Source organism: Mycobacteriales bacterium, from assembly GCA_035504215.1.
GTDB lineage: Bacteria > Actinomycetota > Actinomycetes > JAFAQI01 > JAFAQI01 > DATAUK01.
Genome location: DATJSI010000139.1, coordinates 1 through 23621 on the forward strand (window position 1 = coordinate 1; position 23621 = coordinate 23621).

Sequence of the window (23621 nt, forward strand, 5' to 3'; positions counted from 1 at the left end):
TTCTCCACCGTGCCGGGCGTCAAGGAGGACGTGACCGACCTGATCCTCAACATCAAGAACCTCGTCGTCTCGAGCGAGCACGACGAGCCGGTCGTGATGTACCTGCGCAAGCAGGGTCCCGGTGAGGTCACCGCCGCCGACATCGCGCCGCCGGCGGGCGTGGAGATCCACAACCCCGACCTGCACATCGCCACCCTCAACAGCAAGGGCAAGCTCGAGATCGAGTTCACCGTCGAGCGTGGCCGCGGCTACGTGTCTGCCGTGCAGAACAAGCAGCCGGGCCAGCCGATCGGCGTCATTCCGATCGACTCGATCTACTCGCCGGTGCTCAAGGTGACCTACAAGGTCGAGGCCACCCGCGTCGAGCAGCGCACCGACTTCGACCGCCTCGTCGTCGATGTCGAGACCAAGGCCTCGATGACCCCGCGGACCGCGATCGCCTCTGCCGGGCACACCCTGGTCGAGCTGTTCGGGCTGGCGCGTGAGCTCGACGAGAGCGCCGAGGGCGTGGAGATCGGCCCGTCGCCGACCGATGCTCAGCTGATGGCCGACCTGGCGCTGCCGATCGAGGAGCTGGACCTGACCGTCCGGTCGTACAACTGCCTCAAGCGCGAGGGCATCCACTCGGTGGGTGAGCTCGTCTCGCGGTCCGAGGCCGACCTGATGGACATCCGCAACTTCGGCCAGAAGTCGATCGACGAGGTCAAGGGCAAGCTGGCCGGGCTCGGCCTCGCGCTGAAGGACAGCCCGCCCGGGTTCGACCCGACGTCTGTCATCGCCGGGTACGACGAAGGCTACGACGACAACGGCGACGCCGGTTTCGCCGAGACCGAGCAGTACTAACCACCCGAGAACACAGGCAACACGACAGGCAGCAGGGAGCCATAGATGCCTACGCCGACCAAGGGTCCGCGGCTCGGAAGCGGACCGGCGCATCAGCGATTGATGCTGGCGAACCTTGCCACATCGCTGTTCGAGCACGGCCGGATCACGACCACCGAGGCGAAGGCCAAGCGGCTGCGGCCGCTGGCCGAGCGGCTGGTCACCTTCGCCAAGCGTGGTGACATCCACGCCCGGCGGCAGGTGCTGACCGTGGTCCGCGACAAGACCGTCGTGCACACGTTGTTCGCCGAGATCGGCCCGGGCTTCGCCGATCGTCAGGGCGGGTACACCCGGATCACCAAGATCGGGCCGCGCAAGGGCGACAACGCGCCGATGGCCATCATCGAGCTGGTCGAGTACCGCAGCGCCGCCCAGGAGGTCGTCGGCGAGGCCGAGCGCTCGCGCGGCACCCGATTCGCCCGCCGTCGCCGCCCGACCGGGGCCACGGCCGAGGCGGCCGCCGACCTCGCGTCCGAGTCGGACGTCGCGGCCGGTGTTGCGGCCGAGGCGGCAGCGCCCGGCGACTTCGATGATGCGGTGGACGAGCCCGGAGAGGGCACCGAGCCCGGCGAAGGCACCGAGCCCGGCGAAGGCACCGAGCCCGGCGTGAGCACTGAGCCCTCTGACGAAGCCGATCAGGCCGATACGGCCGACGAGGCCGACCCAGCGCAGGCGACGGCTGAACCTGCGGGCGAGGACAACGACAGCGCCGCCGGTGACGCAGCTGCGGACGAGGACGACCCGAGCGAGCAGTGACGGACGGATCCGTCTTTCGGAGCGAGCCCGCCGACCCCGCTGAGGGTGGCGGGCTCGTCCGTGTGCGGATCGATCTGGCGTACGACGGAACCGAGTTCTCCGGGTGGGCGCGCCAGCTCGGCCGGCGGACGGTTGAAGCCGTCCTCGACGATGCGCTTGCGAAGGTCCTGGGTCTCGCCGAGGCGCCCGCGCTGACGGTCGCGGGGCGAACGGACGCGGGTGTGCACGCCGGCGGGCAGGTTGCCCACATCGACCTGCCAGAAGCCGCGGTGACCGATCTCGGCATGCTGATGCGGCGGCTGGCCGGCGTACTGCCCGACGATGTGGTCGTGCGGGACATCCGTGCCGCGCCGGACGGCTTCGACGCGAGGTTCGCGGCGCTGGGTCGCCACTACGGCTACCGGGTGACCGACGCGGTGCCGGACCCGCTTCGTCGCCGCGACACGCTCGCCTGGCCACGGCCGCTGGACGTCGAGGCGATGAACCGGGCTGCCGCACAGCTCGAAGGCGAACACGACTTCGCGGCGTACTGCCGGCCGCGGGCCGGCGCCACAACCATCCGCACGCTGCGCCAGCTTCACGCGGTGCGCGGCGCCGACGGGGTGGTCACGATCAGCGCGCACGCCGATGCGTTCTGCCACAACCAGGTCCGGTCGATGGTCGGCGCCCTGCTCGCGGTCGGGGACGGCCGCCGGCCGGTCGAATGGCCGGGCGAGCTGCTCGCCGCCAAGGTCCGCGCCTCGACGGTGACGGTCGCGCCGGCCCACGGCCTCACCCTGGTCGGCGTCGACTACCCGCCCGCAGAGGGGCTGTCGGACCGGGTCGCGCAGACCCGCCAGCGTCGCGACGGCCGACCCGTGCAGGCACGCAGCTAGGCGAAATTCGCTCGCGCGCACTGCGACACTGGGCGGATGGGCCATGTCGACGTCCAGCGGGTCGGCTTCGCGCTGCCCGATGGGCGGATGCTGCTCGACGAGATCGGCTTCCGGGTCGGTGACGGCCAGAAGGCGGCGCTGATCGGCCCCAACGGGTCGGGTAAGTCCACGCTGCTTCGGATCATCACCGGCGACCTCCAGCCGGACGCCGGCACCGTGGTCACGTCCGGCGGGCTCGGCGTCATGCGCCAGTTCGTCGGCTCGGTGCGCGACGACTCGACCGTCCGCGACCTGCTGCTGTCGGTTGCGCCGCCGAGGCTGCGCGCTGCCGCCGGGGAGGTCGATGCCGCCGAGTTGGCGATGATGGAAGCCGAAGACGAGCCGACCCAGCTGCGCTACGCACACGCCCTCGCCGAGTGGTCGGATGCCGGCGGCTGGGACGCCGAGGTGCTCTGGGACACCTGCACGGTCGCCGCGATCGGGATCCCCTATGAACGGGCCCGATGGCGAGAGGTGCGCACCCTGTCCGGTGGCGAGCAGAAGCGACTGGTGCTCGAGGCGCTGCTTCGGGGCCCGGATGAGGTGCTGCTGCTCGACGAGCCGGACAACTATTTGGACGTTCCGGCGAAGCGGTGGCTCGAAGGACGCCTGGCCGAGTCGCCGAAGACGGTGCTCTACGTCTCGCACGACCGAGAGCTGCTCTCCCGTACGGCGAACCGGATCGTCACGCTCGAGCTCGGAGCGGCGGGCAACCACGCGTGGATCCACGGCGGCGGGTTCGCGTCGTACGCGCAAGCGCGGACGGAACGCAACAGCCGCCTCGAGGAGCTACGCAGGCGGTGGGATGAGGAGCACGCGAAGCTGAAGGCGCTGGTCCTGCGGATGTGGGAGAAGGCCAGGTACAACGACGGGATGGCCGGCGCCTACCAGGCCGCGTGTACGCGGCTGGCCAGGTTCGAGGAGATCGGGCCACCACGGGCGGTGCCGCTCAAGCAGGATGTCCGGATGCGGCTGCGAGGCGGGCGGACCGCGAAGCGGGCGGTGGTCTGCGAGGCGCTCGAGCTCACCGGCCTGATGCAACCGTTCGATCTCGAGGTGTGGTTCGGCGAACGAGTTGCCGTGCTCGGGTCCAACGGGTCGGGCAAGTCGCACTTCCTGCGGCTGCTCGCTGCTGGTGGCTCCGATCCGGACGCGGAGCATCGGCCGGTCGCCGGCACTCCGATCGTCTCGGTTGCGCACAGTGGGGTGGCGCGGCTCGGTTCGCGGGTTCGCCCCGGCTGGTTCGCCCAGACCCACGAGCATCCCGAGCTGATCGGCCGCACCCTGCTCGACATCCTGTGGCGTGGCGATGAGCACCGCGACGGCATGGGACGCGAGCAGGCTGCGCGCGTGCTCGACAGATATGAGCTCGCAACGGCCGGAGAGCAGGCCTTCGAGACACTTTCCGGCGGCCAGCAGGCCCGGTTGCAGATCCTGCTGCTCGAGTTGTCCGGTGCGACGCTGCTGCTGCTGGACGAGCCCACCGACAACCTCGACATCGTGTCGGCGGACGCGCTCGAAGCGGGGCTCGACGCGTTCGAAGGCACTGTTGTCGCGGTGACTCACGACCGATGGTTCGCGCGCTCGTTCGATCGCTTCGTGGTCTTTCGCGCCGACGGCGTGGTCGAGGAGTCCGGCGAGCCGGTCTGGGACGAGGGTCGAGTCGAGCGGGTGCGTTGATGCTGGTTCATCCGTGGGATGCCTCTGTCGGTGACGACGAGTGGCGTGATTTTGTTGCCACGCAAGGGTTTGGTCAGCTGATCGCGCCGGGCCGCGACCGGCAGGTGCCGGTCGTCGTACCGACTCAGTACGTCCTCGAGGGCGAGGAGGTGCTGCTGCACCTTGCCCGCCCCAACCCGGTGTGGCATGCCATCGACGAGAACCCGACCGTGCTGCTCGCGGTCGCCGGGGACTGGGCGTACATCCCGTCGGCATGGAAGGCGATCGCCGACGAGGACCCCGCGCTCGGGATCCCGACGACGTACTACGCCGCCGCACAGCTGACCTGTGCTGCGACCGTGGTCGACGACAAGGACGGCAAGCTCGCGATCCTGCGCCGCCAGCTCGCGCAGTTCGAGCCGGACGTCCCGCACGCCGACCCGGAGGCGCACCTGCGATCGCTGCCGAGCATCCGCGGACTGCGGCTCGCGATTCGCGAGGTCAAGGCGAAGTTCAAGTACGGCGGCAACGTCGACATCGACCACCGGGTGGCGGTCGCGGACCGGCTGGCTGACCGCGACCGCCACGACGACGCAGCCGCCCGCGCTCATCTGTTGCGACGCAGTCCCGAGCTGACCCGTGAGTGACGCACCGCTCGCGAGGTTCAAGGACCTGTGCCTCGATGCGGCCGATCCCGACCTACTCGGGCCGTGGTGGGCGGAGGTGCTCGGACTGAGCTGGCAGCCCTGGGAGTCCGGCGGCGGCGGCGCGGTCGTCGGCCCGACACCCGGCCACACGATCTGGGTGGTCGCCGTACCCGAGCCGAAGTCGGTCAAGCATCGGGTGCACCTCGACATCTACACCCAGAACGTTGCCGACCTCGAGGCGCTCGGGGCGACCAGGCTCGAGCAACCCGACGAGGGACGGCACTGGACCGTGCTGGGCGATCCGGACGGCGGTGAGTTCTGCGCGATGGTCCGCGCCGAGCTGCCGGCCGACCGGCTGCACGGCGTGGTCGTCGACAGCGTCGACCCGGTGGCGATCGCCACCTGGTGGGCGGAGACCTTCGGTGCAGCGCTCGACACGAAGGGGCCGCACTGGGCGACCCTCGAGCAGGTGCCCGGGATGCCCATCCTCACCATGGACTTCAACCGCGTGCCCGAGCCGAAGACGGTCAAGAACCGGATCCACTGGGACGTCTTCGCGCCTGACGTCGAGGCGCTGGTCGCCCGCGGGGCGGTTGTCCTCCGCCGGCCGGACGAGGACGTCGACTGGACCGTGCTGGCCGATCCGGAGGGCAACGAATTCTGCGCGTTCGCGCCCCGCGACTGACCGCGGCCAGAGACCGGTTGCGCCTCGGCCTGGGCTCGGCCAGGGCTCGGACTGGGCGCCGGTGGACCGAGCGGCAGCGGTTTTGACCGGTTACGACGGGCGCGGGTAGCCTCGAACGGTCGCACTGGCGCCAGCCTGCGCGATCGGCGGCGCCCCGCCGACTCCCGACGACGACCCGACGAAGGCACCCCTGTGCGTACGTTTCAACCCAAGCCCGGCGAGATCACGCGCCAGTGGCACGTGATCGACGCGACCGATGTCGTGCTCGGGCGCCTCGCCAGCCAGACCGCCCGGCTGCTGCGCGGCAAGCACAAGCCGATCTTCGCCCCCCACGTCGACACCGGGGACTTCGTGATCATCGTCAACGCCGGCAAGGTCGCCATGACCGGCACCAAGCGGGAGCACAAGATCGACTACCGGCACTCCGGCTATCCGGGCGGCCTGACGGAGACGCCGTACTCCAAGCTGCTCGACGAGCGGCCGGAGTACGTCGTCGAGAAGGCGGTGCGCGGCATGCTCCCCCACAACAGCCTCGGCCGGCAGATGGCCAGCAAGCTCAAGGTGTACGCCGGGCCCGACCACCCGCACCAGGCTCAGCACCCGGTGCCCTACGAGATCTCCCAGGTGGCGCAGTAGTGAGCGAGACCGTGACCGAGACCGCCGTCGACCCCGAGGTCGCCGAGAGCGAGACGAGCGAAGGATCCGAGGCCGTCGCGGAGGCCCCCGAGGCGGCTGCTCCGGCGGCCACTCCGGCGAAGACGCCGCGGCCGATCGCCGGCGGCCCGGTCGGCGCGACCGGCCGGCGCAAGGAGGCCATCGCCCGGGTCCGCCTGGTCGCCGGCAACGGCACCTGGACCATCAACGGCCGCACCCTCGAGGAGTACTTCCCGAACAAGGTGCACCAGCAGATCGCCAACGACCCGTTCGTCACCCTCGATCTGGTCGACCGGTACGACGTCCTCGTCCGGGTCCAGGGCGGCGGCATCTCCGGGCAGGCCGGCGCGATCCGGCTCGGTATCGCCCGAGCCCTGCTCCTCACCGATGACGACGCCCGCAGCCCGCTGAAGAAGGCCGGCTACCTCACCCGGGACCCCCGCTCCAAGGAGCGGAAGAAGTACGGCCTCAAGAAGGCCCGCAAAGCCCCTCAGTACAGCAAGCGCTGAGAACGCGATTGGCTGCGTTCTCGGTCGCTTGCGTGCCCTCAAGCACGCGGCGCTCCCTGCGGCCTTGCCACTCGCGTCCTCAGCGCTTGCTGAGCGCGCGCTGACGCGAACGCTGCCGGCGTTCTCCCTCGCTTGCGTGCCTCAAGCACGCGGCGCTCCCTGCGGCCTTGCCACTCGCGTCCTCAGCGCTTGCTGAGCGCGGCTGACGCGAACGCTGCCGGCGTTCTCCCTCGCTTGCGTGCCTCAAGCACGCGGCGCTCCCTGCGGCCTTGCCACTCGCGTCCTCAGCGCTTGCTGAGCGCGCGCTGGCTGGACCACGTGCCCGCTCTGCGGCCGTGCGGGAGTCGCGGGGGTTCGCCCCGCGGGTTGTTCGCCCTCGGTTCACCTCCGCGCCTTAAGGTTCGTCGCCGTGGGCCTCGAGGGCTGGTACGACGACCCGCTGGGCCGGCACGAGCATCGTTGGCTTTCCAACGGTCAGCCCACCGCGTTGGTGCGGGATAGCGGCGTGGAGGGTCACGACCCTCCACCGGAACAGGTGGTCGGCGTCGTAGCCGCGCATGTGCCGCTGCCGCCCGACCCGCCCGTCCCCGTGGCAGTTGCGAACACGCTGCCGCCTCCGATCATCCGCAGCGGTGTCGACGACCCATTCGGACTGGGTCCCGCGCTCGAAATGACGCGGTTCGGCGTGCATTACTGGCTCGCCGCACTGTTGCCACCAGCTGTGCTGATCGGCGAGGTCTTGTGGCAGGGCAAGTTCGCGATCACCTCTCCGACCGTCTGGCCGCTCATCCCGGTGAGCTTGGCGCTCGTCGCGTTCTCGGCCCCTGCCGCGCTGCGCCGGCGGTCGCTTGCCCGGGATGTGTTGCGCCGCGCTCAGTCGCGTGGCGACACGATCCAGGCCATTCCTTCGCTCGTCTCCGTTCGCGAAGCGTTCGGTGCGTTGGTCGTGGTGGCGGAGTGGCTGGTCGTGGTCATCCTGTTCGTCCGCTGAGCCACCGTCCGCGCGGTGCGGAGCACCGCAGCCGATGCTTGGATCTGCACCCCCTTGCCGTGGTGCGACCCGCGGTGCTGTCACCTAGCGTGGGCGGTTGACGGTGCCGGCTGAGGTGAGGTGAGTGTGTGGCGAGGCTGTTCGGGACGGACGGAATCCGGGGGGTCGCCGGTGTCGATCTCACGGCTGACCTCGCGCGCTCGGTGGCCGCCGCTGCGGTCGCCGAGCTCGCACCGAACCGCGCGCCGCTCGTGGCCGTGGGCCGGGACCCGCGCGAGTCCGGATCGTGGCTGCAGGAGGCCATAATCGGTGGCCTGACGGCGGCCGGTGCCGATGTTGTGCTGCTCGGCGTGGTTCCGACGCCCGCGGTCGCCCGTGCGGTGGCGGACGGCGTACCCGGCCTCGACCGCAGGCCCGAGTTCGGCGTCGTGATCTCGGCGAGCCACAACCCGGCTCCCGACAACGGCATCAAGCTGTTCGGGCCGGGTGGGCTGAAGCTCGACGAGGCCGGCGAGCGGGCCATCGAGGCCCGGGTCGAGCGGGTCCTGCCTCCGGCCGCGGCATCGACAGTGGGCCGCGTGGTCGCTGACCTCGGTGCGGAGCCCGGCTGGTACGTCGATGCCGTCGTTGCGACCGAGCCGCGTCGGCTCGACGGCCTTCGGGTCGTCGTGGACTGCGCCAACGGTGCCGCGGCGTCGGTTGCGGCGCAGGTCTACTCCCGGGCCGGTGCCGACGTGACGGCGATCAACACGGATCTGTCGGGTTCGCGCATCAACGATGCGTGTGGTGCTCTGCATCCCGAGTCGTTGCGGTCGGCCGTCGCGGAACACTCCGCGGACATCGGTATCGCGCACGATGGCGACGCGGACCGCTGCCTGGCCATGACCGGGAGCGGGCTTCTGGTCGACGGCGACGGCATCGTTGCGGTGCTCGCACTGGACCTTCACCGGCGTCACGCGCTGCGCGGCAACGCGGTCGTGGTCACCGTCATGAGCAACCTCGGACTCACCAAGGCCTTACGACCGTACGGCATCGATGTCGTCGTGACGCCGGTCGGAGATCGGCACGTGGCCGAGCGGATGCGGGCCGATGACCTGGCGCTTGGCGGCGAGCAGTCCGGTCACATCGTCCTGCTCGACCATGCCAGCACCGGTGACGGCGTGCTGACGGCGCTGCACCTGATGGGTGCCGTCGTGGCTTCGGGGCAGAGCCTCGGCGAGCTCGCAGCGGTGGTCGATCGGCTTCCGCAGGTTCTCGTCAACGTGGCGGTGGCGGATGCGAGACGAGCACTTGCCGAGGCGACCGCGGCGGTTCAGTCGGCAGAGCAGGAGCTCGGCGACGACGGCCGGATTCTCGTGCGCGCGAGCGGCACCGAGCCGGTGGTCCGGGTGATGGTCGAGGCGCCGACCGACGCCGTAGCGCGCGAGGTTGCGGACCGGATCGCCAGCCGTCTCGGCTGACCGCGGCGGCGAGGCCTGCGGCGTACCCTTCTCCTTGTGTGCGGAATCGTCGGGTACGTCGGGTCGAAACCGGCGCTCGGCGTCGTCGTCGACGGCCTCAAACGGCTCGAATACCGCGGATACGACTCAGCCGGAATCGCGATCCGTGACGACCATGGCGCGCTGAAAGTCGTTCGCCGGGCCGGCAAGCTGGCCAACCTGCAGGAAGCGCTGGCGGAGAGCGACGCTGGGGACCTCGCCGGCACGCTCGGGATCGGGCACACCCGCTGGGCAACCCACGGCGCTCCGACCGACCGCAACGCGCATCCGCACGTCGACTGCACCGGTTCCATCGCGGTCGTGCACAACGGCACGCTGGAGAACTTCATCGAGCTGCGGGACGGGCTCGAGCAGCGCGGGCACCGGCTGACCAGCGAGACCGACACCGAAGCGGTCGCGCACCTGATCGAGGAGCGCTACGACGGTGACCTTGCCGAGGCGGTGCGCGCGGTGTGTGCCGACCTCGAGGGTTCTTTCGTGCTGGTCGTCGCGCACCGTGAGCAGCCCGATGTGGTGGTCGGCGCACGCCGGAACCTGCCGCTGGTCGTCGGCCTCGGCGAGGGTGAGAACTTCCTCGCGAGTGATGTCGCCGCGTTCATCGCACACACCCGCAGCGCCCGCACCGTCGATCAGGATCAGGTGGTCGAGCTGCGGCGCGACGCGGTCAAGGTGACCGATCTCGCTGGTGTGCAGGTCGACGGCGAGATGTTCCACGTCGACTGGGACGTGGCCGCGGCGGAGAAGTCCGGCTACGACTACTTCATGTTGAAGGAGATCGACGAGCAGCCCGAGGCGATTCGAGAGACGCTCGGCGGCCGGTTGGACGCGCAGGGCCGGCTCGCCCTCGACGAGTTCGCGATGAGCGACGAGGACATACAGGGCCTCAGCCAGGTGATCGTCGTCGGCGCGGGATCGGCGTACCACTCGGGTCTGGTCGCGAAGTATGCGATCGAGCGCTGGGCACGGCTGCCCGTGCATGTGGAGATCTCCAGCGAGTTCCGCTATCGCGACCCGGTCCTCGACCGGCACACGCTGGTGATCGCGATCAGCCAGAGCGGCGAGACCGCGGACACGCTCGAGGCGGTGCGGCATGCCCGCCGGCAGCGGGCCTGGGTGCTTGCAGTGACCAACACGGTCGGCTCGTCCATCGCCCGGGAGTCGGATGCGGCGTTCTACACCCGAGGCGGCCCGGAGGTCGCGGTCGCGTCGACCAAGGCTGTGATGACGCAGCTGGCAGCGGTCTACCTCGTCGGCCTGTACCTCGCCCAGGTTCGCGGTTACCGGGACGGCGACGAGGTGCGTTCGCACTTCCACGACCTCGAGCAGATGCCCGACTTGGTGAGCGCCGTGCTGACCCGGATGGATCCGGTGCGCAAGCTGGCTCGCGAGATCGCGTCGCACGACCGGGTGCTGTTCATCGGACGTCACGTCGGTTACCCGATGGCGCTCGAGGGCGCGTTGAAGCTGAAGGAGCTGGCGTACGTCTCGGCCGAGGGCTTTCCGGCCGGTGAGATCAAGCATGGGCCGATCGCCTTGGTGGATCGCGGTACGCCGGTCGTCGTGATCGCACCTCGACATGCTTTGACACCCAAGCTGGTCACCAACGTCCAGGAGATCCGTGCGCGGGGGGCCCGCACCATCGTCATCGCAACCGACGGCGACGAGAGCATGGCTCCGCATGCGGATGACCTGATCTCGATCCCTGACACGAAGTCACTCCTGACGCCGATGTTGATGCTGGTGCCCATGCAGGTGCTGGCCGCGGAGTTCGCGATGGCGCGCGGGTTCGATGTTGACCAGCCCCGCAACCTCGCGAAGAGCGTCACGGTCGAGTGACCATCGTCGGCGTCGGCGTGGACATCGTCGACCTGGCCAGGTTCGCCACGGCCTTGGACCGGACGCCGCACCTGTCCGACCGGTTGTTCACCCGGCGCGAGCGAAATGCTCCGCCGTCGAGTCTCGCAGCGACGTTTGCCGCAAAAGAAGCGGTTGCGAAGGTGCTCGGCGCGCCCGGTGGTCTCGCCTGGCACGATGTCGAGGTGCGCCGTGACCCCACCGGCCGCCCACTGCTCGACGTACGCGACACGGTGCAGGCCGCGGCCGACGAGCTCGGCATCACGGGTTGGCATCTCTCGCTGTCGCACGACGCGGGAGTGGTGGTCGCGATGGTGGTCGCGGAGCACGCGCCGTGAGGGCGGCATACACCACGGCCGAGGTTCGCGCGGCCGAGGCCCCACTGCTGGAGAGCCTGCCCGAGGGCAGCCTCATGGCGCGCGCCGCGTCAGCGCTCGCGAGCAGTTGCGCGGCCCTGCTCGGTGCCGTCTACGGCGCCCGGGTGGTCGTCCTCGCGGGGTCGGGCGGCAACGGCGGGGACGCTCTGTACGCCGGCGCGCGCCTGGCCGCACGCGGGGCCCGGGTGGATGCGCTGCTGCTCTCGGACTCGGTGCTGGCTCCCGCACTCGCCGCCCTGCGGGCGTCGGGTGGCTATGCCGCAGCCGCGCCAGGGGCTGACTGCGCCGAGCTCCTCCGGCGTGCCGACCTCGTCATCGACGGCATGCTCGGGATCGGGGCGACCGGGGCGCTTCGGCCGCCGATGGCTGAGCTCGCTGGGCAGCTCGACGCGGTGGACGCAACGGTCGTCGCGGTCGACGTTCCCAGCGGCGTCGATGCCTCCACCGGCGAGGTCCCGGGCGCGGCTGTGCGGGCCGATGCCACGGTGACCTTCGGCGCGCTCAAGCTCGGTCTCGTCGTCTCTCCCGGCGCCGAGCACGCCGGCCTGGTCGAGCTGGTCGACATCGGGCTCGACCTGCCCGAGCCGTCGGCGACCGTGCTCGACGCGGACGATGTCGCCGCGCTTCTGCCCGCTCCGGCCGCCGAGTCGGACAAATACCGTCGCGGTGTCGTCGGCATCGTTGCCGGCAGCAATGCCTACACCGGTGCCGCCGTGCTCGCCGTCGGTGGCGCGCTCGGCACCGGTGTCGGCATGGTCCGCTACGCCGGGGTCAAGCGGCCCGGCGAGCTGGTCCGCCGCCGCTGGCCGGAAGCGATCGTGACCAGGATCTCGGCTGGCGACGGCGATGGCGTGCGAAGCGCCGGCCGCGTGCAGGCGTGGGTCGTCGGGTCGGGCCTAGGCACCGATGACGCCGCCGGCAACATCATCGCCTCGGTGCTGGAGAGCGACCTGCCCGTGCTCGTCGACGCCGACGCGATCACGTGGCTCGGGACCCATCAGCACGCGCTCCGTGGCCGAAGCGCCGCGACGGTGCTGACCCCGCATGCGGGCGAGTTCGCCCGCCTCATGGGGCTGGATGCTGCCGAGGTAGAAGCGAGCCGCGTCACGCATGCCACCCGGGCCGCCCGCGAGCTGGGAGCGACCGTTCTGCTGAAGGGCTCGACCACGGTTGTCGCGACGCCAACCGGAGCGCTGCGGGTCAACACCGCCTCGACGCCGTACCTTGCGACCGCCGGGAGCGGCGACGTGCTCTCCGGCGTCTGTGGCGCGCTGCTCGCCGGCGGGTTGGCGGCGTTTGATGCCGCATCGGTCGGCGCCTTCCTGCACGGTTTCGCGGGCTTGCTCGCGGCCGGTTCACCGGCCGCGTCGATCACCGCGATGGACATCGCGGAGCACCTGCCGGACGCGGTCCGCGCAATCCGCGACTGAGCGCCTTCAGCGCCCGAGTGTCTCCCGCCAGACCGCGGTGTCGTGGTGGTTGGTCAGCCGGACGATCTTCCCGTTCCGCACGGTAAACACATGGACGTACGCCGCATCCATGCTGGCTCCGGTCGACCTGGCCGTGGCGCGCACCCGGCCGCGCGCGATCACGGTCTCGCCGTCGTTGAAGTACGCCTCGGGCACGATCTCGAAGGAGTCCCAGTGGTCGGGAACCGCCGCGAACACGTTCTGCGCGACGGCTTCCGGGCCGACGAAGGTTCCCCGGACCGGCAACGCCTCCGCGTCCGTCTCGATCCACACGGCCTCGGGATCGATCAGCCCGAGCACGGTCGGGAGGTCACCGGCGGCGAACGCGGCGTACGCCGCCTTGACGACGGATAACGGGTCATCGGCCATGCCGGGATCTTGGCCCACCCGGCTAGGCACGGCAAGGCGCTCGATCAGCCGTGTTCGATCCGCTCCACCAGCTCGCGGCGGCGCAGGTTCAGCTGGCTGATCAACGCCTCCTGCTGCTCGGCGCTCTCGATCGCAGCGGTCTTGTCGGAGGACTCCTCCAGGTCTTTCCGCGCATCATCCGCGTAGCGCTGCAGCTCGGCGATTCGCTCGTCGAGTCCGCGCACCTCGTCGCGCAGGGCGTCGGTCGATTCCGGCGTCGTCACCTGGCCTCCTTACCCACGGCGGTCGTCTGCGCAAACGCTACGCCGTCTGCTCGGAGGGTCGCGGCGCGGATCGCGAGGGCTGAGACAATGGCGGGATGTCGGTCTCTTTCGCGCGAGTCGACCTCGACGCGATCCGGTCCAATGTTGCCGAGCTCAAGCGCCGCGCCGGGAGCGCGGCGGTGATGGCGGTGGTGAAAGCCGACGGCTACGGCCACGGCATCCTCGAATCGGCGGGAGCCGCGCTGGAAGGCGGCGCCGAGTGGCTGGGTGTCGCCATCGCGGACGAGGCTCTGGAGCTACGCGCGGCGGGCGTCGACGCTCCGATGCTCGCGTGGCTGCTCGGGCCCGGCGACCCGTGGAACGCGGTCGCTGCCGTGGGGGTCGACCTCGGCGTGAACGCCCGATGGGCGCTGGACCGCGCGGCGGAAGCGGCGGCGACGGTTGGCCATCCGGTACGAGTGCATCTCAAGATCGACACCGGCCTTGGCCGGGCCGGTGCGACCCAACACGACTGGCCCGACCTCGTCGACGCCGCGGCGAAGGCGGTGGCGGACGGCTCGGTCGAGGTGGTCGGCATCTGGTCCCACCTCACCTATGCCGACCGGCCGGCGCATCCGACCATCGAGACGCAGCGGCGGGCCTTCGAGGCAGCGTTGGTGGTAGCCGGCGCTGCCGGCATCGAGCCGCAGGTGCGCCACCTGGCCAACTCCGCCGCGACCCTGGTGCTGCCGGAGACGCACTACGACCTCGTTCGGCCCGGGGTCGCCGTCTACGGGCTCTCGCCCGGCGCCGAGGTGGGCCGGCCGGCCGAGCTCGGCCTGCGGCCGGCGATGACGCTGGTGAGCGAGGTCGCGCTGACCAAGCAGGTGGACTCCGGGCAGGGGGTCTCCTACGGGCACCGCTACACGACCGAGCGTGCGACGACGCTCGCTCTGGTCCCCCTCGGGTACGCCGACGGCGTACCTCGGCACCTCACCAACCGCGGCGAGGTCGCGATCAACGATCGCCGCTATCCGATCGCCGGCACGGTGTGCATGGACCAGTTCGTCGTCGACGTGGGAGATGACCGCGTCACGGCCGGGGACGAAGTCGTGCTGTTCGGGCCCGGTGACGGCAACCAGCCGACTGCCGACGACTGGGCCGAGGCGATCGGCACGATCAACTACGAGATCGTCTCGCGGGTCGGGGCGCGGGTGTTGCGCACCTACACGGGCGAGCATTGAGCAAACGGCGAACCCTCGGGCTGACCGCACTGGCCGCCGGTGCGGCCGGCGCGGCGCTTGCCGGAGCGATCGCGGCCGAGCGCCGCGCGGTCGGGCGGGCCCGCAGCCAGCCGGATCCGTTCAGCGACGAGCCGTTCGATGCCCTGCACAACGAGGGCCTGGACGTCATCGCGGACGACGGCATCGCTCTGCACGTCGAGGTCGACGGCGACCTCGCGGCGCCGGTCACTGTCGTCTTCGTGCACGGGTTCACCCTGACGATGGACTCGTTCTACTTCCAGCGCCGCGAGCTCGGTGATCTCGGCCGGCTGGTCTTCTACGACCAGCGCAGTCACGGCCGATCGGAGCGCTCGACCCGCGAGCACTCGACCATCGACCAGCTCGGAAGGGACCTGTACGACGTACTGCAGGCGGTAGCGCCGACCGGCCCGGTCGTGCTGGTCGGGCACTCGCTGGGCGGCATGACCGTTCTCGCGCTCGCCGACCAGCATCCGGAGCTGTTCGGCGAGCGAGTGGTCGGCGTTGCGCTGCTCTCCACGTCCACCGGCAACCTGGCCAAGTCCGTGCTCGGCCTGCCCGGCTGGGCGTCGCGGGTGGTCGATCCGGCCGTTCCGTACGTCGCAACCGCGGTCCGCCGGCGGGCCGGGCTCCTGGAGAGCAACCGCCGGTTCGGCGCCGACCTGGCCTTCATGGCCACCCGGCGGCTGTCCTTCGGCCCGGATGCGCCACCGTCGCTCGTCGCCTTGATGGAGCGGATGATCGCCAGCACGTCGGTGGGGGTGATGTCCGACTTCTTCGACACCTTCCTCTCGCACGACAAGCTCGAGGCCCTCGACGTGCTGGCCGGAGTGCCGGTGCTGATCTCCTGCGGCGAGGACGACCTGCTGACCCCGCTCTCGCACAGCCAGGTGATCGCTGCCGCGCTTCCCGATGCCGAGCTGCAGACCATCCCGGGTACGGCGCACATGGCGTTGATCGAGCGCTATCCGGCGGTGAATGCCGCTGTTCGCCGCCTGGTCGCCCGCGCGATCGAGGCGTCGCCGCGCTCGGTCGGCGGATGAGCCCGCGGTCGGCCGACCCGTGGATCGGGCTGATCGGCGAACGCGCAGCGTGCTGCGCCGATCTCGGCCAGTTGGCCGCCGCGGCCCGCTCCTGCACCGCGTGCCCCGAGCTGGTCGCGACCCGCTCCACGGTCGTGGTGGGTGACACTCCGAACCGCCCGCGGCTCGTGATCGTCGGCGAGGCACCGGGGGCCACCGAGGACATCGAAGGGCGACCGTTCGTGGGGCGGGGCGGAGCGCTGCTCGACGAGCTGATGGCGGCCGCCGGGCTGGCGAGGGCCGGCACTGCGGTGCTCAACGTGCTGAAGTGCCGGCCGCCGGCGAACCGTACGCCGACGACGGCCGAGGCGGCGCGCTGCACCGGCTGGCTGGACCGGCAGGTCGAGCTGCTCGGTCCCGAGCTGGTCCTCACCCTGGGCCGCACGGCGCTGACCTGGGCGCTGTCGGCGAAGGTCCGCCTCGAAGATGCCCGTGGTCAAGCGCTGGACTGGCGCGGCCGACGGCTGGTGGCGTCGTACCACCCGTCCGCCGCCCTGCGTTTCGGCCCGGCGGGAGCGCCGCGCGCCGCGCTCGCGGCCGACCTCGGGCTGGTGGCAGAGGTGCTCGCATGCAGCTGAGCATCGACACTCCCGAACAGATGCGTGCCTTGGGGGAGCGACTGGCTGGGCAGCTGCGGCCGGGCGACCTGGTCGTACTGAGCGGCCGGCTCGGGTCCGGCAAGACCACGCTGGCGCAAGGGATCGGGCGCGGTCTCGGCGTGAGCTCACCGGTCGTCTCTCCCACCTTTGTCATCGCGCGGGTGCACCGCGACGGCCGGCTGCCCCTGGTGCATGTGGACGCCTACCGGCTCGGCAGTATCGAGGAGATCGACGACCTCGACCTCGATGCCTCCGTCGAGGAGTCGGTGACCGTCGTCGAGTGGGGCGACGGGCTGGTCGACCGGTTGGCCACCGACCGGCTTCTGGTGCGGATCGAACGGCCGGACGAGGATGCCGACGACCGGCGCACCGTGCAGATCGAGGGCGTCGGGCCGCGCTGGGCGGGGGTCAGCGTGCGCTGACGCGCGCGCGGGCCGACCGGGCCAGGTCGGGCAGCGAGTCGATCAGCTCCTGGGCCTGGCGGCGGTCGCGATGGCGTGCGGTTGCGGTGAAGCGCTGGCCGGCGGTGTCGAGAAACACGTTCGCGAGATGCAGCCGCCGGGCCCACGGGCCCTGCGTCCACCGGATGCTCTGGACCTTCTCGAGCGGTACGACGACGGTGTCCGGACGGATCCGGCCCGTGCAGCAGGCGACGTACCGCTCGTCGACGTGAATCCTGGCGTAGCGCCGCGCCAGCGGGGCCCGCCAGAACGCCCGTCGCGGCGGGCCCTCCGTCCGTGGCAGCTCGGCGACCGCGCCCGGCAGCAGCCGCCCGACCAGCCAGCGGGCTTGCTCGCGGGTGCCGGCCGGCAGCAGTGCGCGGGTGGCCAGCGCCGACTCGCGCTGGCCGCGCTGCGCGTTGCGGCGGCGCGCGACATCGAACTCCAGCCGCACCCAGCCGAACGGTCGCCAGAGCAGCGGCTCCACCCAGCGGACCGCCTGGATCCGGCCGTGCGGAATCGTCTCGGCGCGGGTCTGCAGCAGCCCGCTGCGCAGCCGGATGCCGTCCGGCGCCTCGGCGAGGTGGAACTCCCACTCCGACGAGACCAGCCGCCAGGTCACGAGCAGGTCGCCGATGACGATCGGTACGGCGGAGCCGAGCAGGGGGCCGGCCGCTTGCGGGAACCCGACCGCGAACCCGATCAACGCGATGACCATGAGCAGCCCGATGCCGAACCGGAGCGTGAGCAGGTTGCTGGCGACGATCCGGCTCCCGGGCACCACGAGGATCGGCTGCTCGGGCGGCTCGGGCGTGTCGTCGGCGAGGCCGTGGGCGAGCGCGAGGAGCTGGGCCCGGACTGCGATCGCGCGGTCCTCATTGAGATAGGCGAGCCGAGCCCGGCCGCCGTCATGGCCGGCGAGCACGAGGCGAAGCTCGGAGACGCCCAGGATCCGGGCCAGCAGCGGGCGGACCAGGTCGATGCCCTGGATCCGCGTCAACGGCACGCGGACCTGTTGGCGACGCAGCAGCCCGGTGTCGATCTGGAGCTCGCCGCCGTGCACCCGCCAGCGGGTCACCCACCAGTAGACGACGCCGGTCACCGCGGCGAGCCCGACGATGACCGCGTCCGGCCACGAGGGCCGGTGCTGAGCGGCGCCATTGATCGCGAAGATGCCCAGCACCCCTACGACGGCGCTGCCCGCGCGCACCACCGGTGAGAGCGGGTTCAGCCGGGCCCACTCGCTCGGTAGCGCAGCCGGCGGCGTGCCTTCGACCAGCTCGCTCACAGTCCCGCGGCCCTCGCTTCGCCGAGCGCGGCGAGCCGGTCGCGAAGCCGGGTCGCCTCATCGCGTTCCAGCCCCGGAATCCGGGCGTCGGTGGCCGCGGCGGCAGTGTGCAGCTGCACGGTCGCGAGGCCGAACAGCCGGTCGACCGGACCGGCGGTCACGTCGACGAACTGCATCCGGCCGTACGGCACCACCGTGAGCCGGCGGAACATCACCCCGCGGCGGACCAGCAGGTCGTCCTCGCGCTCGGCGTAGCCCCACGCCCGGTAGCGGCGCCAGTTGAGGAACGCGAACCACCCACCGACCACCAGCACGACGAGCAGGACGATGACGATCGCAAGCATGCCGCCCACGAAGCCAGCGATCAGCCCTCCGGCCAGCAACCCAGCCGCAGTGAGCCCGCCCACCTCCAACCGCCGCGCGCTCCACATGCGGGGCGAGGGCGAGCGCCACTGCAGGTCCACGCGTCCTTCCTACCGCAGTCATTAGCGTGGTCGGGTGCTGTTGCTTGCGCTGGACACCTCGACGCCGGCCGTGACCGTTGCCGTCGCGGCGCTGGAGGCTGCCTCGCCGAGCACGCCGGGCTCCGGCGTCGTCGTCAACCCCCTGGCTAGTGCCAGCGAGGTCGCGCAGAACCGGCATGGCGAGCTGCTGGCGCCGATGATCGCGGGCGCGCTCGCCCGCGCGGGCGCCTCGGCCGCCGACCTCGGCGCGATCGCGGTGGGTGTGGGACCGGGACCGTTCACGGGGCTGCGGGTCGGGATCGTGACGGCCCGGGCGATGGCGGACGCGCTCGGTCTTCCGGCGTACGCCGAGTCCTCGCTCCGTCTCCTCACGCGCGGGCCGGCCGGGGTGGTCACGGACGCGCGACGCAAGCAGGTCTACTGGGCGGTCGTCACCGAGCACGGGTTCGAGGCGGGTCCGGACCTTGCACCCGCCGAGGATGCCGCGCGGCGGTTCACCACGGCCGGCGTCACCGAGGTCGCGGGTCAGGGTGCGCTGCTGTACCCGGAGGCGTTCCAGGGTTTCCATGTCTCGGCGGACGAGGCGTTTCCCAACCCGGTGACCCTTGCGCACCTGGTCGCAGAGCGAGCCTCGGCGGGTGCACCGGCCGATGAGCTCCGCCCCCTCTACCTGCGCCGGCCGGACGCGAAGCCGCCGGGGCGCTCCAAGCAGGTGACGCCGGCATGAGGCCGATGAGGTGGTGGGATATCGAACCCGTGATGGTGCTGGAACGCGAGCTGTTCGGCGACGAGGCGTGGACCGACTCGATGTACTGGTCCGAGCTCGCCGAGCGCGACTCGCGCTGCTACCTGGTCGAGGAGGACGACGGGCGCCTGGTGGCTTGGGCGGGCTTGTGCACCTACGCGCCGCACGAGGCCTACATCCAGACCATCGGCGTCGCCCGCGCCGCGCAGGGCCGCGGCCTTGGCACCGCCTTGCTGCTCACGCTGCTCGAGGAAGCGCGTCGCCGCGGGGTGGCGCACGTCGACCTCGAGGTTCGGGCGGACAACGACTCGGCCCGGCAGCTGTACGAACACCACGGCTTCACGCAGATCGCCGTACGCCGCAAGTACTACCAACCGAGCGGCACCGATGCGATCGTCATGCGGCACGTGCTGGCGGAGCGGTCATGACCATGTCGCCCGTCGTGCTCGGGATCGAGACGTCCTGTGACGAGACCGGCGTCGGGATCGTGCGCGGCGACGAACTGCTCGCCGACGCGCTTGCCTCGAGTGTCGAGGAGCACGCGCGTTTCGGCGGCGTGGTGCCCGAGGTCGCAAGCCGCGCGCATCTGGAGGCGATGGTGCCGACGATGCATCGCGCGCTGGATCAGGCGGGTCTGACCCTCGCGCAGGTCGACGCGATCGCGGTGACGGCCGGCCCGGGACTAGCCGGTGCACTGTTGGTGGGTGTCGCTGCTGCTAAGGCCTACGCGCTGTCCGCAGGCAAGCCGGTGTACGGCGTCAACCATCTCACCGCGCACGTTGCGGTTGACCGGCTCGTCCACGGCGACCTGCCGCAGCCGTGCGTCGCGTTACTGGTGTCCGGTGGGCATTCCTCGCTCCTGCACGTGCCCGACCTCGCCGGGCCGGCCGAGTCGCTCGGCGCGACCATCGACGATGCCGCGGGCGAGGCGTTCGACAAGGTCGCACGCGTGCTCGGCCTGCCGTTTCCCGGCGGCCCGTACATCGACCGGGCAGCGAAGGAGGGCGATCCGGCGGCGATCGACTTCCCTCGCGGCGTGGTCAGAGACGCTGAGTACTCGTTCACGTTCTCCGGGCTGAAGACCGCCGTTGCGCGCTGGGTCGAAGCGCGCGAACGCGCCGGAGAGCCGGTGCCGGTCGCGGACGTTGCCGCGTCGTTTCAGGAGGCGGTCGCCGACGTACTGACCGCTCGCGCGGTCGCCGCCTGTCGCGCGCGAGGTGTCGACACTCTCGTGATCGGGGGTGGAGTGGCCGCGAACTCCCGGTTGCGCGCGCTCGCGGAGGTGCGCTGCGCCGACGCGGGTCTGACGCTTCGGGTGCCGCCGCCGAAGCTGTGCACCGACAACGGTGCGATGGTTGCCGCGCTCGGCGCCGTACTTGTCGAGCGCGCAGTCGAGCCGTCCACGCTCGACTTCGACGCGGACTCCTCGATGGCGGTGGCATGAGCGACCCGACTCCCGAACGAAGTGGCCCACCAGTCCCGCCGGCCGGCGCACCGGTCCCGAGGCTGCGCCGCGACCCGTCGCCGAGCCAGGTGAGCGGTCGGCGGGTGCTGATCGGTGCGTTCGTGTTCTTCCTGCTGTTGTTGACCTTTGTCATCGTCCTCGTCGTCACGATCGGCCTGCACAACCACGGCGTGAAGATTCCCCCCGGTCCCAAACCACACGCAACCCAGCCGTCCTGACCTAACCGTTCGGGCTCGAGCGGGCGTAGCGCCCGAGACGAAGCGGGTCGAGTCATGGGTGGGCGCCGACGCAGGACGCCATCCGCAACCTGCAGTGGTCGCCGGAAGGCGAGCGGCTTGCGTACGACACTGCAATGGCGTGCGCGTTCCTGTCGTACAGCGACTCGGTGTGCGGCAGTGGCGACGGCGGCACCAGAGTGCTCGACCTCTGGAAGTCGGGTCGCCGCCTCGATACCTCGGCGGTCGTACTCCCCGCCTTCGGCAGCAACGGCGGCTAAGGGCCGGCGTTCTGGTGGAACAACCGGCTTGTGTCGACGTTCAGGGGCTCGCTGCATCTGCTCAATGGTCACGCGGGCTTGGTGCGGCGGTCGCGTCCGGCTTGCCACAAGCGGTTGACACCATCTCGAGCGCGGGCGGCGGCGATCACGTGTTGATCAGCTCGGAAGGCAGGACCTACCGCTGGGACAACGGGCTGCTGTCGGTCGTCCCGGGCGCATGGGACCAACCCGGATGGTAGGTAGTTAGCACGCGCAATAAAGTTCGGGTCATGACCTATGACGCGATTCTCGCCGAGACCGTGACGATCACCGGACACGGCGGCGACCCCCTCGAGGCCTACTCGGCCCGGCCGCTCGACAGCGGCTCTCGCGGCGGCATGGTGGTCATCCACCACATGCCCGGCTACGACTCGGCGACGAAGGAGATCACCCGGACCTTCGCCGTGCACGGGTACAACGCGGTCTGCCCGAACCTCTACTGGCGCGAGGCACCCGGCGCCGCGCCCGACGACGCGGCCGCCACCGCGCGGGCTCAGGGCGGGGTGCCGGACGAGCGGTTGGTCGGCGACGTCCACGGGGCGATGCTCTATCTGGACAGCCTCGGCAACAGCAACGGCAAGGTCGCGACGATCGGCTACTGCTCCGGCGGCCGGCAGTCCTGGCTCGCCAACGGCAGCCTGTCGCTCGCCGCCGCGGTCGTCTGCTACGGCGCGTTCATCGTCGGCGAGACGCCCGAGGGCATGCCGGCGCGGCCACCGCTCGGGCACCTCGCGGCCACCCAGTCCGGTCCCGTGCTCGGGCTGTGGGGCAACGACGACAAGTACCCGACGCCCGAGCAGGTGGACGAGATCGAGGCGCTGCTGAAGGACGCCGGCAAGCCTTACGAGTTCCACCGCTACGACGGCGCGGGGCATGCGTTCTTCTCAGTGGACCGGCCGTCGTACCGACCGGAGACCGCGGTCGACGCGTGGGACAAGATCTGGGCCTTCCTCGACGCGCACCTGGCCGGTTGAGATGTGCACGTACCAGACCGAACTGCTCGAGGTCGCCGGCAGCGGCAAGGGCCCGGGTGGTGAGTGGTTGCGGGTCACCGACGCCAGCGTGTACGTCGACCACCCGGTGCATGCGATGGCCGGGCACACCCTCAACGTCGACCTGCGCAACCCGGCTCAGGGCCCCGCTGCCCGGGTCGCGCTCGAGCTGCACCCGGACGCCGCCCGTTTGCTCGCCGAGGCGATCCTGCGCTCGCTCGACGCCGTACCCGAAGCCGTCCTCGCCGCCGGCTAAGAGGAACGCATGGCCCATGGGTGGGCCCACAGCGCCACGGATGGCCCATCGGTGGGCCCATCACCCCACCGGTGGCCTATTGGTGGGCCGGGCCGGATTGACTCGGTCTCGCTCGCTGACGTAACTTGGCACTCGGCACGGCAGAGTGCCAGCCGTCCAAAGATTCCTTCCGCAGGAGGTCAGGTCGTGGCCACCGCCACCAAGACGAAGACGAACATCAAGCCCCTTGAAGACCGCATCGTGGTCTCCGTGCTCGAGAGCGAGCAGACAACCGCGTCCGGCATCGTGATTCCGGACACGGCGAAGGAGAAGCCCCAGGAGGGCGTCGTGCTCGCGGTGGGCCCCGGCCGGTTCGAGGACGGCGCCCGCGTGCCGCTCGACATCTCCGAGGGCGACACCGTGATCTTCTCCAAGTACGGCGGCACCGAGGTCAAGTACGGCGCGGACGAGTACCTCATCCTGTCCGCCCGCGACGTCCTCGCGGTCGTCCAGAAGTAGCTCGAAACACGCACAGGAGGCCCGGGCGGATGCCCGGGCCTCCTGGCGTTTGAGCGTTAGCACTCGGCCCGGTAGAGTGCCAGGTATGCCGAAGATCCTCGAGTTCCACACCGACGCCCGGGACGCTCTGCAGCGCGGCGTCGACACGCTCGCCAACGTGGTCAAGGTCACCTTGGGCCCGCGCGGCCGCAACGTCGTGATCGACAAGAAGTGGGGCGCACCCACGATCACGAACGACGGCGTGACCATCGCCAAGGAGGTCGAGCTCGACGACCCCTACGAGAACCTCGGTGCGCAGCTGGCCAAAGAGGTCGCGACCAAGACCAACGACATCGCCGGTGATGGCACCACGACCGCGACCGTGCTCGCCCAGGCGATGGTGCGCGAGGGCCTGCGCAACGTTGCGGCCGGCGCGAACCCGCTCTCGCTCAAGCGCGGCATCGACACCGCCGTCGAGGCGGTCAACGACCGGCTGCTCGAGATCGCCC

Annotated in this window: 30 protein-coding genes; 26 read left to right on the forward strand and 4 right to left on the reverse strand. The window is 70.9% G+C overall.

The features are described from left to right. From VME70_16125 to VME70_16185, 13 genes are all read left to right on the forward strand, one after another. On the forward strand, window positions 1-843 hold an 843-nt coding region (locus VME70_16125), incomplete at its 5' end, for a DNA-directed RNA polymerase subunit alpha (GenBank protein ID HTW21724.1). Window positions 844-888: 45 nt separating this feature from the next. Further along, window positions 889-1638, forward strand: coding sequence for a 50S ribosomal protein L17 (rplQ, locus tag VME70_16130; protein HTW21725.1), 750 nt, complete (start codon window positions 889-891; stop codon window positions 1636-1638). Next, window positions 1635-2513, forward strand: coding sequence for a tRNA pseudouridine(38-40) synthase TruA (truA, locus tag VME70_16135; protein ID HTW21726.1), 879 nt, complete (start codon window positions 1635-1637; stop codon window positions 2511-2513). The genes rplQ and truA overlap by 4 nt, the downstream gene beginning before the upstream one ends. Before the next feature lie 36 nt (window positions 2514-2549). Further along, window positions 2550-4232: an ATP-binding cassette domain-containing protein gene (locus VME70_16140; protein ID HTW21727.1), complete on the forward strand. Its 1683-nt coding sequence runs from the start codon at window positions 2550-2552 to the stop codon at window positions 4230-4232. Beyond that, on the forward strand, window positions 4232-4858 hold the full coding sequence (locus VME70_16145; protein HTW21728.1) for an FMN-binding negative transcriptional regulator: 627 nt from the start codon (window positions 4232-4234) through the stop codon (window positions 4856-4858). The genes VME70_16140 and VME70_16145 overlap by 1 nt, the downstream gene beginning before the upstream one ends. Then, window positions 4851-5543 carry a VOC family protein gene (locus VME70_16150; protein HTW21729.1) on the forward strand — a complete coding sequence of 231 codons (693 nt, stop codon included), beginning with the start codon at window positions 4851-4853 and terminating at the stop codon, window positions 5541-5543. The genes VME70_16145 and VME70_16150 overlap by 8 nt, the downstream gene beginning before the upstream one ends. A gap of 192 nt (window positions 5544-5735) precedes the next feature. Then, complete coding sequence (gene rplM, locus VME70_16155; GenBank protein HTW21730.1) at window positions 5736-6179, forward strand: 50S ribosomal protein L13; 444 nt, start codon at window positions 5736-5738, stop codon at window positions 6177-6179. Continuing rightward, window positions 6179-6706, forward strand: coding sequence for a 30S ribosomal protein S9 (gene rpsI, locus VME70_16160; protein HTW21731.1), 528 nt, complete (start codon window positions 6179-6181; stop codon window positions 6704-6706). Before rplM ends, rpsI begins: the two co-directional genes overlap by 1 nt. A 409-nt stretch (window positions 6707-7115) precedes the next feature. Next, a complete protein-coding gene (locus VME70_16165) occupies window positions 7116-7697 on the forward strand; it encodes a hypothetical protein (GenBank protein HTW21732.1) in 582 nt (193 codons plus the stop codon). Window positions 7698-7825: 128 nt separating this feature from the next. Beyond that, the gene (glmM, locus tag VME70_16170) at window positions 7826-9157 is read left to right on the forward strand and encodes a phosphoglucosamine mutase (GenBank protein ID HTW21733.1); all 1332 of its coding nucleotides are present in this window, start codon (window positions 7826-7828) and stop codon (window positions 9155-9157) included. Window positions 9158-9193: 36 nt separating this feature from the next. Beyond that, complete coding sequence (glmS, locus tag VME70_16175) at window positions 9194-11032, forward strand: glutamine--fructose-6-phosphate transaminase (isomerizing) (protein ID HTW21734.1); 1839 nt, start codon at window positions 9194-9196, stop codon at window positions 11030-11032. Then, window positions 11029-11388 (forward strand): holo-ACP synthase, encoded by a 360-nt coding sequence (locus tag VME70_16180; GenBank protein ID HTW21735.1) that lies wholly within the window; start codon window positions 11029-11031, stop codon window positions 11386-11388. Before glmS ends, VME70_16180 begins: the two co-directional genes overlap by 4 nt. Continuing rightward, the gene (locus VME70_16185; protein HTW21736.1) at window positions 11385-12857 is read left to right on the forward strand and encodes an NAD(P)H-hydrate dehydratase; all 1473 of its coding nucleotides are present in this window, start codon (window positions 11385-11387) and stop codon (window positions 12855-12857) included. The genes VME70_16180 and VME70_16185 overlap by 4 nt, the downstream gene beginning before the upstream one ends. Before the next feature lie 6 nt (window positions 12858-12863). On the opposite strand, the gene VME70_16190 is transcribed toward VME70_16185, so the two are convergent. Together VME70_16190 and VME70_16195 are read right to left on the reverse strand one after the other, a co-directional pair. After that, complete coding sequence (locus tag VME70_16190; GenBank protein ID HTW21737.1) at window positions 12864-13265, reverse strand: nuclear transport factor 2 family protein; 402 nt, start codon at window positions 13263-13265, stop codon at window positions 12864-12866. A gap of 44 nt (window positions 13266-13309) precedes the next feature. Further along, window positions 13310-13528 (reverse strand): hypothetical protein, encoded by a 219-nt coding sequence (locus tag VME70_16195; GenBank protein HTW21738.1) that lies wholly within the window; start codon window positions 13526-13528, stop codon window positions 13310-13312. A gap of 95 nt (window positions 13529-13623) precedes the next feature. Here VME70_16195 and alr point away from each other — a divergent pair, with 95 nt between their 5' ends. Genes alr through tsaE form a run of 4 tightly spaced genes read left to right on the forward strand, consistent with a single transcriptional unit; the run spans window position 13624 to window position 16872 of the window. Then, window positions 13624-14751, forward strand: a complete 1128-nt coding sequence (gene alr / locus VME70_16200; GenBank protein HTW21739.1) for an alanine racemase — start codon at window positions 13624-13626, stop codon at window positions 14749-14751. Next, window positions 14748-15812, forward strand: coding sequence for an alpha/beta hydrolase (locus VME70_16205; protein ID HTW21740.1), 1065 nt, complete (start codon window positions 14748-14750; stop codon window positions 15810-15812). Before alr ends, VME70_16205 begins: the two co-directional genes overlap by 4 nt. After that, window positions 15809-16429, forward strand: coding sequence for a uracil-DNA glycosylase (locus tag VME70_16210; protein ID HTW21741.1), 621 nt, complete (start codon window positions 15809-15811; stop codon window positions 16427-16429). Before VME70_16205 ends, VME70_16210 begins: the two co-directional genes overlap by 4 nt. Further along, window positions 16420-16872 (forward strand): tRNA (adenosine(37)-N6)-threonylcarbamoyltransferase complex ATPase subunit type 1 TsaE, encoded by a 453-nt coding sequence (gene tsaE / locus VME70_16215; protein HTW21742.1) that lies wholly within the window; start codon window positions 16420-16422, stop codon window positions 16870-16872. Before VME70_16210 ends, tsaE begins: the two co-directional genes overlap by 10 nt. Here the strand turns inward: tsaE and VME70_16220 are convergent. Further along, window positions 16859-18178, reverse strand: coding sequence for a PH domain-containing protein (locus tag VME70_16220; protein HTW21743.1), 1320 nt, complete (start codon window positions 18176-18178; stop codon window positions 16859-16861). The two genes, tsaE and VME70_16220, sit on opposite strands and share 14 nt — an antisense overlap. Then, window positions 18175-18642 (reverse strand): PH domain-containing protein, encoded by a 468-nt coding sequence (locus VME70_16225; protein HTW21744.1) that lies wholly within the window; start codon window positions 18640-18642, stop codon window positions 18175-18177. Before VME70_16225 ends, VME70_16220 begins: the two co-directional genes overlap by 4 nt. Window positions 18643-18676: 34 nt before the next feature. Between VME70_16225 and tsaB the strand changes: the two genes are divergently transcribed. From tsaB to VME70_16270, 9 genes are all read left to right on the forward strand, one after another. After that, entirely contained in the window at window positions 18677-19369 is a 693-nt protein-coding gene (gene tsaB, locus VME70_16230) for a tRNA (adenosine(37)-N6)-threonylcarbamoyltransferase complex dimerization subunit type 1 TsaB (protein ID HTW21745.1), read from the forward strand. Further along, on the forward strand, window positions 19366-19815 hold the full coding sequence (rimI, locus tag VME70_16235; GenBank protein HTW21746.1) for a ribosomal protein S18-alanine N-acetyltransferase: 450 nt from the start codon (window positions 19366-19368) through the stop codon (window positions 19813-19815). Before tsaB ends, rimI begins: the two co-directional genes overlap by 4 nt. A gap of 2 nt (window positions 19816-19817) precedes the next feature. Further along, a complete protein-coding gene (gene tsaD / locus VME70_16240) occupies window positions 19818-20831 on the forward strand; it encodes a tRNA (adenosine(37)-N6)-threonylcarbamoyltransferase complex transferase subunit TsaD (GenBank protein ID HTW21747.1) in 1014 nt (337 codons plus the stop codon). Continuing rightward, window positions 20828-21070, forward strand: a complete 243-nt coding sequence (locus VME70_16245; GenBank protein HTW21748.1) for a hypothetical protein — start codon at window positions 20828-20830, stop codon at window positions 21068-21070. The genes tsaD and VME70_16245 overlap by 4 nt, the downstream gene beginning before the upstream one ends. A gap of 134 nt (window positions 21071-21204) precedes the next feature. After that, window positions 21205-21348: a hypothetical protein gene (locus VME70_16250; GenBank protein HTW21749.1), complete on the forward strand. Its 144-nt coding sequence runs from the start codon at window positions 21205-21207 to the stop codon at window positions 21346-21348. A gap of 269 nt (window positions 21349-21617) precedes the next feature. Next, complete coding sequence (locus VME70_16255) at window positions 21618-22361, forward strand: dienelactone hydrolase family protein (protein HTW21750.1); 744 nt, start codon at window positions 21618-21620, stop codon at window positions 22359-22361. Between the two features lies 1 nt (window position 22362). Next, on the forward strand, window positions 22363-22635 hold the full coding sequence (locus tag VME70_16260; GenBank protein HTW21751.1) for a DUF6295 family protein: 273 nt from the start codon (window positions 22363-22365) through the stop codon (window positions 22633-22635). 186 nt (window positions 22636-22821) lie between these two features. After that, the gene (gene groES / locus VME70_16265) at window positions 22822-23133 is read left to right on the forward strand and encodes a co-chaperone GroES (GenBank protein HTW21752.1); all 312 of its coding nucleotides are present in this window, start codon (window positions 22822-22824) and stop codon (window positions 23131-23133) included. 85 nt (window positions 23134-23218) lie between these two features. Continuing rightward, window positions 23219-23621 (forward strand): TCP-1/cpn60 chaperonin family protein (locus VME70_16270; GenBank protein ID HTW21753.1); only part of this gene is annotated, 403 nt, incomplete at its 3' end.

Coding starts and splice junctions, on each gene's coding strand:
- rplQ (HTW21725.1), top strand. CDS start 889: ATGCCTACGCCGACCAAGGGTCCGCGGCTCGGAAGCGGACCGGCGCAT.
- VME70_16140 (HTW21727.1), top strand. CDS start 2,550: ATGGGCCATGTCGACGTCCAGCGGGTCGGCTTCGCGCTGCCCGATGGG.
- VME70_16145 (HTW21728.1), top strand. CDS start 4,232: ATGCTGGTTCATCCGTGGGATGCCTCTGTCGGTGACGACGAGTGGCGT.
- VME70_16190 (HTW21737.1), bottom strand. CDS start 13,265: ATGGCCGATGACCCGTTATCCGTCGTCAAGGCGGCGTACGCCGCGTTC.
- alr (HTW21739.1), top strand. CDS start 13,624: ATGTCGGTCTCTTTCGCGCGAGTCGACCTCGACGCGATCCGGTCCAAT.
- VME70_16210 (HTW21741.1), top strand. CDS start 15,809: ATGAGCCCGCGGTCGGCCGACCCGTGGATCGGGCTGATCGGCGAACGC.
- tsaE (HTW21742.1), top strand. CDS start 16,420: ATGCAGCTGAGCATCGACACTCCCGAACAGATGCGTGCCTTGGGGGAG.
- rimI (HTW21746.1), top strand. CDS start 19,366: ATGAGGCCGATGAGGTGGTGGGATATCGAACCCGTGATGGTGCTGGAA.
- tsaD (HTW21747.1), top strand. CDS start 19,818: ATGTCGCCCGTCGTGCTCGGGATCGAGACGTCCTGTGACGAGACCGGC.
- VME70_16245 (HTW21748.1), top strand. CDS start 20,828: ATGAGCGACCCGACTCCCGAACGAAGTGGCCCACCAGTCCCGCCGGCC.
- VME70_16250 (HTW21749.1), top strand. CDS start 21,205: ATGGCGTGCGCGTTCCTGTCGTACAGCGACTCGGTGTGCGGCAGTGGC.
- VME70_16255 (HTW21750.1), top strand. CDS start 21,618: ATGACCTATGACGCGATTCTCGCCGAGACCGTGACGATCACCGGACAC.
- VME70_16260 (HTW21751.1), top strand. CDS start 22,363: ATGTGCACGTACCAGACCGAACTGCTCGAGGTCGCCGGCAGCGGCAAG.